At 56.1% G+C, this 12,937-nt stretch carries 11 protein-coding genes; 3 read left to right on the plus strand and 8 right to left on the minus strand.

Annotation, left to right across the window (positions count from 1 at the left end; genetic code table 11):
- Positions 1-12 precede the first annotated feature (12 nt).
- The 6 genes from ACYVHX_RS29215 to ACYVHX_RS29240 form a co-directional block, all read right to left on the minus strand.
- Positions 13-2,163 carry a PVC-type heme-binding CxxCH protein gene (locus ACYVHX_RS29215; protein WP_460675262.1) on the minus strand — a complete coding sequence of 717 codons (2,151 nt, stop codon included), beginning with the start codon at positions 2,161-2,163 and terminating at the stop codon, positions 13-15.
- A gap of 59 nt (positions 2,164-2,222) precedes the next feature.
- Positions 2,223-3,173, minus strand: a complete 951-nt coding sequence (locus ACYVHX_RS29220; protein ID WP_460675263.1) for an amidohydrolase family protein — start codon at positions 3,171-3,173, stop codon at positions 2,223-2,225.
- Between the two features lie 135 nt (positions 3,174-3,308).
- Positions 3,309-5,024 carry a DUF6923 family protein gene (locus ACYVHX_RS29225; protein WP_460675264.1) on the minus strand — a complete coding sequence of 572 codons (1,716 nt, stop codon included), beginning with the start codon at positions 5,022-5,024 and terminating at the stop codon, positions 3,309-3,311.
- 238 nt (positions 5,025-5,262) lie between these two features.
- Entirely contained in the window at positions 5,263-6,318 is a 1,056-nt protein-coding gene (locus tag ACYVHX_RS29230) for an Atu2307/SP_0267 family LLM class monooxygenase (RefSeq protein WP_460675265.1), read from the minus strand.
- Between the two features lie 140 nt (positions 6,319-6,458).
- Complete coding sequence (locus ACYVHX_RS29235; RefSeq protein WP_460675266.1) at positions 6,459-6,965, minus strand: PPC domain-containing DNA-binding protein; 507 nt, start codon at positions 6,963-6,965, stop codon at positions 6,459-6,461.
- 146 nt (positions 6,966-7,111) lie between these two features.
- On the minus strand, positions 7,112-8,053 hold the full coding sequence (locus tag ACYVHX_RS29240; RefSeq protein WP_460675267.1) for an NADP-dependent oxidoreductase: 942 nt from the start codon (positions 8,051-8,053) through the stop codon (positions 7,112-7,114).
- Between the two features lie 90 nt (positions 8,054-8,143).
- On the opposite strand from ACYVHX_RS29240, the gene ACYVHX_RS29245 reads away from it, so the two are divergent.
- A complete protein-coding gene (locus tag ACYVHX_RS29245) occupies positions 8,144-8,998 on the plus strand; it encodes an AraC family transcriptional regulator (RefSeq protein ID WP_460675268.1) in 855 nt (284 codons plus the stop codon).
- On the opposite strand, the gene ACYVHX_RS29250 is transcribed toward ACYVHX_RS29245, so the two are convergent.
- Both ACYVHX_RS29250 and ACYVHX_RS29255 read right to left on the minus strand, forming a co-directional pair.
- Positions 8,991-9,443, minus strand: a complete 453-nt coding sequence (locus ACYVHX_RS29250) for a hypothetical protein (RefSeq protein WP_460675269.1) — start codon at positions 9,441-9,443, stop codon at positions 8,991-8,993. The two genes, ACYVHX_RS29245 and ACYVHX_RS29250, sit on opposite strands and share 8 nt — an antisense overlap.
- Before the next feature lie 56 nt (positions 9,444-9,499).
- Positions 9,500-10,984: an arabinose isomerase gene (locus ACYVHX_RS29255; protein ID WP_460675270.1), complete on the minus strand. Its 1,485-nt coding sequence runs from the start codon at positions 10,982-10,984 to the stop codon at positions 9,500-9,502.
- A gap of 184 nt (positions 10,985-11,168) precedes the next feature.
- Here ACYVHX_RS29255 and ACYVHX_RS29260 point away from each other — a divergent pair, with 184 nt between their 5' ends.
- Entirely contained in the window at positions 11,169-11,843 is a 675-nt protein-coding gene (locus ACYVHX_RS29260) for an RNA polymerase sigma-70 factor (RefSeq protein WP_460675271.1), read from the plus strand.
- Positions 11,844-11,914: 71 nt separating this feature from the next.
- The gene (locus ACYVHX_RS29265; RefSeq protein WP_460675272.1) at positions 11,915-12,925 is read left to right on the plus strand and encodes a FecR family protein; all 1,011 of its coding nucleotides are present in this window, start codon (positions 11,915-11,917) and stop codon (positions 12,923-12,925) included.
- The last annotated feature ends 12 nt before the right edge of the window (positions 12,926-12,937 follow it).

Here is a 12,937-nt window from a genome sequence, read left to right on the forward strand (position 1 = left end):
CGTGCTTATCGATCAGATGGAAGCTGGTTTTGTCAACGCTTGCCGCACCCCGGCAATGGCTTTTTTAACCTCCGCCGATGGGGTACGGGCTTCCAGTTTCTGGAGGGCTTGCGGGAGTTTCGGCCCGGGATCGGTTTTCCCTTCCGATTTTTGAAGACCTTCGCTCAGCCCCGCTAAACCGGCGAGTTGCCAGCTTTCCTGCCGTGGGGTCGGCCTATTCAGAAAGTCAATCAGCCACGCCATTTCGTCCGGTTTTTTTCGGTGACCGACCACCCGCGAAAAACCGGTCAGAAAGGCCTGCTTCCCGGCGGTGGTATCGCTGAAAAACGGTTTCTGATTCGCTAACAAGGTCATCAGGGCCGAAGATGAGCCAGCGGACGAGCTCAGCACGGCGGTCCGAAACCAGGCATCTTCGGGGTGTTTGGCAAGGGCCTGGGCCAAAGCCGAAACCACAGCGGGGCTGTTCACCTGCCCGGCACTCAGGCAGGCCTGCAAAGCCACGGGCAGCGAGGTATCTTCGGTCATTTTCAGGATGTGGGCCAACAAGGCCGGAAAGCGCTCGGCCAGCATCAAACCGTGTTCGCGGACACCAGCCTGGGAGTCCTGCAACGCTTTCTGAACCAAATCCTTATCCAGCGCATTCAAGCCTTCCAACGTATAAAAGGCGTGCAGCCGGGCGCGCGGATCGGTGTGCTGCGCAAACACGGTTTTCAGGCCCGGAATCACCGACCGATCCTTTCGTTCCAGCAGCAGGCGCTGGGCCTGTAGCCGGTTCCAGCGGTTTGGGTGGGCCAGCAGCCTGACCAGTTCCGCCGAGGTTTGTTGCCGTAAGTTGGGGCCTTCTTTAGGACGGTTTGGGGCATTTTTGGGCAAAATTCGATAGATGCGTCCCTTGTCATTTCCGTTCAGGAAATCCATGTCCGCTTTCAGGTCGTCCGGAATGGAAACCGGGGTTTCGATGTGCTGGCGGTACATATCGACTACATACAGAAAACCGTCCGGCCCGGTGACCAGGCTGGCGGGCCGAAACCAGGGGTCGGTCGAAGCCAGAAACTCCCGATCGGTTTCCCCATCGGCACGTTTGGCCACCAGAACCGGCTTGTCGGTTGCGGGCGTGAGCACATCCCGGTGGATGAGGTTGCCGGCCACATCCCCCGTAAAAACCGATCCGTAATAGCCATCCGGAAAACCGTCTCCTTCGAAGAACATACCGCCCGAAGAACCCGTAAAATGATCTTCGGCGTATTCTTTCCGGCCGAGGTTGGCTTCGTCGTACTGCTTCTGCCGACGGTCGGTGCGTTCTTTGCGCCAGTAAGGGGGCGGAGTCTGCTGGAACATTTCCAGATCATGATCCGAGATGTTGACGGAACCTTTTGGCGCGATCAGATCCGGATTCCGGCGCAGGTACCGGCCGGCAATCGGCGCCTGCTGGATGTGAATGGTATTTTGGGTAAAAAACCGGTGTCCAAAATCGTCGAGGGCCATCCCAAACTGCCCGGTTCCTGATTCCACTTCGAACAGGCCCCGATCGAGCCGAAACCGGAAATCTCCACCGCTGACGGTCAGTGCGGGTGCACCGGGTTGGCGCAGAAACCGGACCTGGCCTTCCTGGCCGTTGTTGTTGGCGTAAATCCAGTTGTCGATGCCGTAGCGAAGGCACGTAATCTGGGCTTCGGAATTGTTCGCAAAAAAACCGGTAAACAAGACTTCGCGCACGTCGGCCCGGAAGTCGCCGGTGGTGTCTTTCAGAAACAGGATGTCGGGCGCAGCCGCCACGATCAAACCGCCTTCCCAGGGCAGCATACTCGTGGCATCCGGAATGGAATCGACAAAAATCACCGACTTGTCGATTTTACCGTCCCGGTTGGTGTCGGCCAGCATCCGGATTTTGCCCTTGCCTTTTCCCGGTTCGGGTTTGCCCGGGTAATCACCCATTTCGACCACGTATGCGGTGCCCTGTTCGTCGAAAACGAGGTCCACCGGATCGGCAACGAACGGTTCAGCGGCAAAGGTTTCGATTGAAAAACCGTCCCGCAGCTGAAAACTTCCCAGGGCATTGTCGGGCGTTAGCGGGTCGCTGTACCGCTTTTTCGAACAGGAGAAAAAGCCGAGGAGAAACAAAAAAAAGACGAACGCCCTTCGATGGGTAGCGAGTCGAGTCATGAGTTTAGGGGATAGGGAAGCGGCCCGGGCCGGTTTTTGAATTTATTCGGGTAAGCTGTTTACAGGCGGAACAGCTTTTTGGCATTATCGTGTAAAATCTTGCGCTCGATGGATTTGGAGGGAGCCAGTCTGCGGATGGTGGCAATCGTCTGCGAGCCCTGACACTGGGGGCCGTGGCCGACCGCATCGACGCAATCACTGCCGAACAGCAGCTTGTTCTGGTGCCGTTCCAGAAATCCCCGGGCGTGGTCTTCGTCGCGTTGCAGGGCATTCAGGCCTGAACCAGCCGACATATCGGCGTACATGTTCGGGTAATCGCTCAGCAGTTGGTCGGTAATTCCACCGGGCGTCACTTTCGTTTTGGGATACAAAACCGTCTGGTCGTGGTGGTTCTTGTCGATATTGGCCCACCAGGTTTGCGCGTGTCCGATAAAATTGACCTTCGGGTATTTTTCCAGCATAGTATAAAACCGGGTGAAATCGTAGTTGTACATCCCGTGCTGCCAGTGCATCAAAACCGGAACGCGGTACGTCTGAGCCAGTTCGTAGATGCGTTGCATTTCGGGTGAATCGCACTGTACGCCGAATTTCGACTCGCCAATGACCAGGGCACCGAGCTTCAGGAATTTTTCAATCTCCTTCGTGGCGTCCGGCAAATCCGGAACTTCATTGGACGCAAAGACAAACTCCTTCGGGTATTGCTTCGCCAGGTTGTAACAGGTTTCGTTGCCGCTGCACTTCGCCTGTAGGCCGTTCGATTCGCCTTTGTGCGTCGAAAGACCGAACGCGGGCGTTCCGGCCGGGAGCAGCACGGTGGTGGTCACGCCCATCGCCCGCTGGTGAGCGATGAGCTGATCGTGGGTCCGGCCCATGTAATCGGTGTGCTGGTGGATATCAATGATCGGTTCGGTCTGGGCAGCCAGCCCCTCGTCAAGCGTTAGGGTCAATCCCGCCAGCAAAAGGCCGGTGCGGTTTATAAAACCACGGCGGGTAAGCGAAGGTGTTTTCATATAAGGGTTTCTTTTCACCCCTTAAAATACGCATAACACCCAGTTGGGCAATGGTCGACCCCTGATAATCTTTACCTTACTGCGGGAGGCAGCTACATTCCCAGCACTGTTCTTTGGTTTGACGCACCCCAAGTTCTACTCGATAATCACTTTCTGGCTCTCCGTCTGGCCACTTTGGGTGGTAAGCTGCAACAGATAAAAACCGGCCGGTAACGCCGGCAGGATCAGGTCGATTTTAGGGCTTTGAACGTCCGATTTGGTGAGCACCGGTTGGCCCGACAGGTTGAGGAGCCGGTAGGCGGCAATGGGTTCGGCGCAGGTGACGGTCAGGCTGGTTTTGGCGGGGTTGGGAAACACCTTCGTCGTTCGGTCCAGGACCCAGCGCGCCGATTGGATTTTTGAATGCGCGTACGTCTCATCCCGGTCTACCATCTTCAACCGATAATAGTAGTACGCATTGGGCTGGGCGGTTTTGTCCTGATATACATAGTTGCCCTTCATCACATCCGGTTGGGGAGCAACGGCCGCCAGAAAATCAAACCCGCTGCGGGGGTCGAGCGTCCGTTCGATTTCGAAGTGGTCGAAATTTACTTCTTCCGCGGTTTTCCAGCTTAGCTCGATGGTTTGTCCGGTTCCTCGAGCGGCAAAACTGACCAGCCGCACCGGAAGGCCGCAGAGGGCAACGGATACCGTGGCCCGGCCCGACAAATTGCCCTGATTGTCCCGAATGGTATACTGAACCGTGGAGCTCGTAAAACCGGATGCCGGAGTAAACGTGATGACGCCGGTGGTGGTATTCACCGTATACGTGCCCTCTCCGGAAATGGTCACGGTGGTTACGGCTGAGCCCGAAACCGGGTCGACCAGCCGGACCGAAGCCGCGTTAAGCGGAAAACTACCGGCGCCATCATTGGTTGCGACCCCAATCGAAACCGGCGCAGCTGCCGAAACCGCACAGGCCTGATCATCGTTGGCCGACGGAAGCACGATCTGGTTGGCACACCGCGCCCCGTCGCCCGGGCTCAGACCTTCCAGGCTGTTTGAAAACGAGCTGGCCGTAACGGGTAGGGACGGCGCATTCGGCGTGGGGATTTTATAAAGGTGCCCACTCGCATTGTTACCAATGTACATATTTCCGTAGCTATCCATAAATGCCGTACCAAAAGCGCCCGATTCACTGCTTAAACCGGCGACGGGCCCGATGGTGGTCACGGTATTGGTGGCCGGGTCGTAACTGACCAGCGTTTTGGCGGTTGTCATGCCGTAGATTTTTCCGTCGATCGGGCTGATCGTCCAGTCGTTCAGCCCGCTTAAGGCCGATGCCGCCGAACCAGTCAGCAGGGTTTGGGCGACCAGTGGCGAATTGTTCAAATTAATGGCGACCACGGTGCCGGAACCGTACAGGTACATAATGCCGCCGGGACTGATATCCCCCGTGGCGTAGCTGCCCGATGGGCTCAGACCCGAAACCGTCAGCAGTTCCACCGCCCCGTTGCTGCCCAGCCGGGCAATCTGGTTGGTATTGTACCGATATCCGTAAAGGAAGTTGTCCTTCATGTTGTAGCCGAAGGCATTCAAAAACCGGTTGGGTTCGGGTAAAATCCCGGCTTTGATCAGCGTGGAACTGCCATCGGACAAATTGAAGGAATAAAAGCTGGTGACGTTCCCGTTGGCGTTGGTGGTTGGGTTGGTCAGAATGTATCCTAATCCGTTTGAACAGTCAAATGGGGTCGGCGTTTGGGCGAAGGTTGAATGGCAAAACAAAATTAAAAGGAGAGCCCACAGGAAAAACGACGAACGACGGACGGGGTGATGAATCGGGTGGACAGGCAGACGGTAGAGTAGTTTCATAAGGGTTGTGCATGAAACCGTTCGGGTCAAAAGCCGTGAAAAGGCCTGCTGACGACGTTCTACGCGCTGACAGGCGGGTGGTTGATCAGGAGCGGAGAAGCGAACGGTTCAATCCGTTTTTTTAAATTAGACGAATCCGGGAAGCAGAAGTCACTTATTTCGTCATCTATATGCACAACCCGTTGCCAAATTGCCCCCGGGCAATTTGGCAACGGAGCGGAAATCGGTTGGGATCGTTCTAGGAAGTAACGCCTTCTTTTGTGGCTTTCAGCGCTTTTCGGACCTCTGGCGCTACTTTAGTGCCGAATAATTCAATGGAATGCAGAATCTTTTGGTGCGGAATTTCAGCCCCGCCAATGACCTGCGCAAGATACCGGGTGTTTTTAAACAATTCGTGGAATTTCAGAATCTTGTCGATGACCTGCTGCGGACTGCCCACCATGAGCGGACCGGACTGACGCATGTACTCGAACTGCTCCCGGCCCAGGGGCGACCAGCCGCGTTCGCGCCCAATCCGGTTCATCATCACTTCATAGGGTGGAAACAGCTCATTGGAAGCCTGTTGCGAATCGTCGGCCAGGTAAAAATGGGAATTGATCGCCAGGGGTAGTCTGGTCACATCGTGCCCGGCTTTCTGGGCCGACTGCCGGAACAGATTGACAAACGGCACAAACCGGTCGGGGGTGCCGCCCAGAATCGCCAGCGTCATCGGCAGGTTCATCGTGCCCGCCCGAACCGCCGAAGCCGGGGTGCCGCCAACGGCCAGCCAGATCGGGAGCGATTCCTGAAAAGGCCGGGGGTAAACACCCAGGTTGTGAATGGCGGGCCGGAAATTTCCCTGCCAGTTGACCCGTTCGTTTTTATTGATGGCCAGCAGCAAATCCAGCTTCTCGGTGAACAGCTCGTCGTAATCCTGCAAGTCGTAACCGAACAGCGGAAACGATTCGATGAACGAGCCGCGCCCGGCCATAATTTCGGCCCGCCCGTTCGAAATCAGATCGAGGGAAGCAAAATTCTGAAAAACCCGCACCGGATCCGCCGAACTCAAAACCGTGACGGAGCTGGACAAACGGATGTTTTGGGTCTGGGCTGCGGCTGCCGCCAGAATGACTTCGGGAGAGGACACCATGAAATCCGGGCGGTGGTGTTCGCCCAGGGCGAAAACGTCCAGCCCGACTTCATCGGCCAGTTTGATTTCGGCCAGCAATTGCTGCATGCGCTGGTGGGCATTGACGGCTTTTCCCGCCACTTGATCGGGTACTACTTCACCAAAGCTACTGATGCCTAATTCCATTTTTCAATTGTTTAAAAGAGGTTGAACTGCCTTTCGGGCGCTGAAAGCCCTCCTCCACAACAGCAATGGACGCACAAAAGTTGATGGAACGCTTCGGGCGCTGATCCGGATTCGCAGGGGCGCCGGCTGCCCGGGCACGATCAGTGGCCCAGTTGGAGCACGTTGGCACCCAGCGGTTGTTCCATCACCCGCTGGAGCGGTTTGTCGTGAACGGTAATCATGATTTCCACCGATCCGGTTCCGACCGTGGCCGCCAGCAGGTGGCCGCCGTAGGCCTGAAAACGTTTGTCGGTCACCACGCCGTGGATGTGCAGGGACGGTTTTTGATCCTGCCAGGCGATGGAACCCGTCAGGCTGGCCAGCTCCACGTCCTCAAATTCTTTGGGGTCGTACTGTTTGGTCTTGCGGTTGAAGTAGCCAAATTTGACATTCACAAACCCCATTCCCGTGAAAGTAGCCGACGGTATTTTTTCGGTTTGGGCGAACGCTTCCAGGTGCGCAAACACATCGTCGCCCTGCCGCAGCACCATCAGGTAACCCGCCGGAACTCTGATGTAGCGTTTGGGGGATTGGTTATCGGGTTGCGCCGTACCCGGACGGGCTAAGAACGTCAGCAGAATGAGCAGAATAAACCAGTGTGTTTTCATAACGGGATGGACGCCCGGAAGCTCAGCGCAAAAACCGGCCAAAATTCCGGGCGTCGATGCGTGCTTCCAGGGAAGGGGTTGACCCATTGAACACGTTCGGAAACGAAAGGTTTATTTCCAGCCTTTCCGCAGCGCCTGCTGCCGCATTAAACCGTTACGATCACTTTCCCGACGGTTTTGCCCGTTTCCACCTGAAGGTGCGCATCGGCCATCTGATCGAACGGATAGGTTTTGAAAATGTGGGCTTTCAGCAGGCCTTTTTCCAGCAGGTCGGCCAGTTTTTGCATGTCGTCGCCGTTGGATTGCACCATGAACGGAAAACCGTTGATGCCTTTGGCGGCTGCTTTTTCGGCTACCTGATCGTTTTTGCCGCTGGGAATGCTGATGAGGATGCCACCCGGTTTCATCACGGTCAGCGATTTGTCAATGGTATCGCCCCCAACGGTGTCGAAGACAAAATCGACGTTGGAGGTAACTTCGTCCAGTTTTTGGGACTGATAATCAATGTGCTCATCCGCCCCCAGGCTCAGCACAAAATCCCGGTTGGCCGCCGACGACGTGCCAATCACGTAGGCACCCCAAAGTTTGGCAAGCTGCACGGCAAAATGCCCGACGCCACCGGCTGCCGCGTGAATCAGCACCTTCTGACCGGCCTGAATGGGCCCCTGACTGGGCATACCCTGCCAGGCGGTGAGCGCAGCCAGGGTGACGGCTGCGGCTTCTCCGTGCGAAATGTTGGCGGGTTTCAGGGCAAGTTGGGAGGCCGGTGCCGCCACGTATTCGGCGTAGGCTTGGCCGTGGCCCGGAAAATTCACCATGCCAAAAACCGCATCGCCCACCTTAAAATCCGTCACCTGACGGCCGGTTTCAGTAATAACCCCCGAAACGTCCCAGCCTAAAATCAGGGGATTACGGTCTTTTAAACGCCCTGCGACGCCCTTGCCCGCCCGGGTTTTCACGTCTACGGGATTGATACTGATGGCCTTAACCTGGATTAGAACGTCGTTGTCCTGAAGAACGGGCGTGGAAATGTCGGTTTGAATCAGGTGTTCGACCCCCCCAAAACCGTCGGTTATGATTGCTTTCATAATGGTGTTACCTTAATGATGACGCAAACTTATACCCTTTTTCCTGATCTTATCTGGTATATCTTTTCGTTTTTTTGGTAAAATTGTGCCATGAACAAGGAAAGCCTCCACGAACCGTTCGAAATTGTTTACAAAACGATCGACGATTGTCCGAAACTCGAACACCAGCATTCGTTTTTTGAACTGGTGTACATTCTGTCGGGGACGGGGCGGCAGTGCATCAATAAAAACCAGTTTAAATACCACGCAGACCACCTGTTTCTGATTACACCGGACGACTGCCACGCGCTGGAGGTCGAAACCACCACGCAACTGTTTTTTCTGCGTTTTAACGATATCTACATCAAATCCAGCGCTTTGCACGCCGGTAACATCCAGCGACTGGAATATATTCTGCAAAATGCCAATCACCAGCCGGGTTGTATTCTGAAAAATCAGTCGGACAAACGCCTGGTGCGGCCCACCATCGAAGCCATCATTCGGGAATACGAAAACCGGGATTTGTACAACCGGGAGCTGATTCGGCAACTCGTAAATACGCTTATTCTGCTCGTGGCCCGCAACATCGCCCGGTATTTGCCCGAACACGTCAGCGAAAACACCGACGAAAAGGCGCTCGACATTCTGAATTTCATCCAGAACCATATTTACCAGCCGGAGAAAATCCGGGCCGAAGCCGTCAGCCGGCATTTTGGAATTTCAAAAACGTACCTGGGCCGGTATTTCAAAAAGCACGCCAGCGAAACCATGCAGCAATACGTGACCCATTACCGCCTGAAACTGATCGAAGCCCGCTTGCAGCACAGCGACCTGCGCATCACCGAAATTGCCCGGGAACTCGGTTTTACGGACGAAAATCACCTGAACAAATTTTTCCGGAAGCAGAGAGGCCACAGCCCGACGGCCTTTCGAAAGGGTTTGGGGCGAGGCAAGAAGGTCAGCTAGCGGCAAGCCGTTCCGGATTTTCGCCGAGGATCAACAAGGCGAAGGAGGTACCGGCGACCAGAACCGTTAGTTCGAGGGTCAATGCCACCCAGAGGAAGGCCGGCGGTTGACCCGTGGTCCAGAGCCAGTATGCCGTCCCCCCTGATCCAGCGAGGGCCAGAACCGCTAAAAAAAGTCCCATTGCCATTCCCGGGCTGATTACTTTGACTGGACGCGCTGGATGGAGCGAAAGTGATTTGCTTACGGCTGTCATTATCTTGTTGTTTAGGACGTTATCAGTGCTGTTGATCGAACAGCTTATTCTGACGCGATGCAACAAAATAAGCAGCTTATCAGGCAGCGAGCCGATGGGACGTTGCGCGCCGGGACAAAAGAGGCTTACGAGGGCCTTAAACAGCCGCACGAAGAGACAACTGAGTAAACGGTTGGGAAGGAAAAGCGGCATTTGGTTTTCCCCGTGCTGAGTTGTTAACCCGTTACCGGGAAAACCGGCAATGCCAGTCAACACACCTGAATCACCTCGATCGATAGCAAAGCCCCCAGTTTCGCCAGCTTCGAGGCCAGGTGACCGACGCCGACGGCGCAGTGGTGGGCCGGGCCGTGGCTGTTCCAGGTCTGCACGAAGTTTCGGGCTCCCGGCGAAAACCGGTAGCGGCTGTTCGTGTTGCCGATTTGCAGGATCGGGCCCGGTACGGACTCGCCCTCGGCCACGAGCAGACTGATTTTGCCGTTCCCGTTTTCCACCACCGACAGCAGCGTGACCGGCCCGTTTTTGACCGACATTTCCACTGACAGTCCCCGGCCCACTTTGCCGTGGTAAACGTACAGCGGTCGAACCTTGGTTTTTCCTTCGGCAATCCGGATGTGGCCGGGGCCGTCGTGGCCCATCAGCACCACATCGTCCGTAAAATCCATTGCGTAGTATTCGGTAAATGAACCGCCCGCGCCGAAGCTGTCCATGATTTTCATGGCCTGCGCATTCTTGACTTCGTATTCCCCGGCCACCGGAATCCCCCGCGCCGTGAGCAGCGAAGTACCCAGAATAACCGAACTCATCGTATCCTCGTTGGCCGGATTGCCGCTGCCTTTGTGGTAATAGGCAAGCGAGCCCAGACCGTGTATTTCCACCAGTTGGTCCAGCGCCACGGAGGTGCGGGCGGCCCGGTCCAGCTCGTCGGATGAGCAATCGTCCTGAATGGCAAACGTTTCGGCGAAAAACCGGGTTCGTTCCCGGATTTGATCGGAGGAGACGGTTTCGCGCAGGGCCGAGAGTTCGTCCACTTCCACGATCTTCATGTGACCGCCGAAGGTCGCGGTTTGCAGCGTCAGGTCGGCGTAAATATCGAGCATGCCGCTGTAGTAATTGCCCATCAGACCCAGGCAGTTGTGCGCCATAATGTGGGCCACCCGCCCGGCTTCGATCCATTCGTCAATCTGCTGCCAGCCTTCCGGATCGTTTTCGAGCATACCGGTCACCTGCTGAAACGGGATGTGGGCGCGCCGGAACACGTTGGCAATTTCCGGCACGGGGCAGGCCGAGCAATAGGCCAGCCATTCCCCGGTCATGCGGGTGCGGTCGTTCAACTGATTGAACCACTCGTAGTTGATGGCCGGTTCGGGCGCCAGGTTCAGGATAATCACCGGCACTTTGGCGCGTTGCACGACCGGCAAAACCGTGGCCGAAAGGGCGTAGGTTGTCACGTAAATGAACAGCAGATCGATGTCGGCCTGCCGGAACTGGTGACCGGCCGCCAGCGCCTTTTCCGGCGAATCGACCAGCCCCAGGTTGACGACCTCCACCTCCGGGCGCCGAAACCGCTCCTCAACCCGCCGGAGATAGCCTTTCAGCCGGTTTTCCAGACCGTCGAACTGCGCCCAGTACGTGTCCAGGCCAATGCCAAACAAACCCACTTTAAACGGATAGGAAGGGTGCCCGGTCGTGGATTCGCGGGGATGAGCGGCTGGGCGGTTTGGTGTTGTTTGCATGGGTTTGGGATCGTTGGTAGCCTGTTTGGTGAATCCGGGGGTAAACCGGTAAAAACCGGAATGTTTTTCAAATCTGCCAAAAAAAATAAAAAAACAGTAAGTGTTTTTGCGGACGTCAATCGTCTCTGGTTATCAACGCACGAGTTTTTGCCTTTCTGATTTGTATTTTCTACATTCAACCAACATGGGAGAGGTTAGACGTTTACTACCGGAACCGAACGGCAACGAAGGAGCCCCCTTTCCGTTCGGGGATTATGCCCAGTTTCAGCGACCCTCGACCGTGCTGGACCCGGAGGTGCTGATTCATAAAGCGTTTGCCCAGGACCCGGATGCGGGCATTGCCCTCTTGTTTCAGCACTATTACCAGCCGCTGTGCAGCCACGTCGTACGGTTTGTTTCTTCCAAGGAAATTGCCGAAGACATCGTATCGGACATTTTCTACGAATTTCACGCCGGGCAGGTTTACCGCACCATTACCACTTCGTACCGTGCTTTCCTGTTTACCGCCGTCCGCAACCGGGCGTTCGACTACGTGCGGGCCGAGATGAAACGCAGCACCTCGCTGGAACAGGCCGAGCGGCTTTCGTTTCCCACCGAGCAGCAGCCCGACTCCGTGACGCAGTTTGAGGAACTGTACCACGACGTGGAGAAGGCCATCGACGCCATGCCGGTGAAGCAGCGGACGGTTTACGTCATGCACCGCTTCGAAGGCCGGAAATACGCCGAAATTGCCACCGAACTCAACCTGTCGCTACGCACCGTTGAAGTCCACATGTACCGGGCCATTCACCACGTCCGCAGTTTTCTGAAAGACAAATGGCTGATTCTGCTGATCAGCTTCTGCCAGTATACCCAGTAAAACCACAACATTTTTCTGAAACACGGGTTTTTGGGCGCTCCGGCCGGGGCGCATCGAACCACGCCTGAATTATGAAAACGCAAGTAACAAAAGAATTGCTGTTCAACTATTTTGCGGGCCGGACCACGGCCTTTCAGAAGCAGTTGATTGACGAATGGGCGCAGGAAGCGGCCAACCGGGAACAGTTTTTTTCCTGGCTGGAACTCTGGGAAAGCCAGCATCCGCAATACGTCGCCAACGTGCAAACGGCCCTGGAACGGCACCAGCGCCGGATGCAGCAGGTGCCGATCCCCCGAACGCCGGTGGAGGAAAGCGAGCCGGTTTTGCCCGTCTGGTCACGGATGGTGTGGCACCAGTGGGTGGCGGCAGCTTCGGTGGTGCTGGTCCTGGCGGGCGGCTGGTGGTTTCGGGATGCGGTTTTAAACGAAACCTTTTCCACCGCCTACGGAGAAACCCGTCCGCTGACACTGGCGGATGGGAGCGAGGTGGTGCTGAATGCCAACTCGACGCTGAAGGTGCCCCGGTTTGGCTTTGGCTGGCAAACCCGGGCTGTGGAACTGACGGGAGAAGCCACCTTTTCGGTCACGCACACCACCGACGATCAGCGGTTTGTGGTGAAAACCGCCCGCAATTTTGAAGTAGTGGTGCTGGGCACGGAGTTTACCGTTTACAACCGCGAGCGGGGCGGCAAGGTGGTGCTGAACAAAGGCAAGGTGCAGCTTCGCTACCAGGAAGGCCAGGCGCCCCGGGAACTGACGATGAAACCGGGTGATTTGGTGACGCTCGACCGGCAGAACGGCCCGGTGCAGCTTCGGAAGCTGAGCCAGCCCGAAAATACGGCGGCCTGGCGCGAAAACCGCTTTGTGTTTGACGAAACGACCCTGGAAGAAATTACCCATTTATTCAAGGAAAATTACGGCCTTGACCTGGAAATTGCCGATCCCAGGCTGGCCCAGTGGACGGTTTCCGGTTCCTACACGGCCCATAATGCCGAAGAATTGCTGGAATCGCTCATGGAAGGCTCGGCCCTGACCTACAGGCGCACCGGTAACCACATCATTATTTCCGATCCTGCTAACTAACCCCCTTTTTCC

The organism is Larkinella ripae, assembly GCF_054780775.1.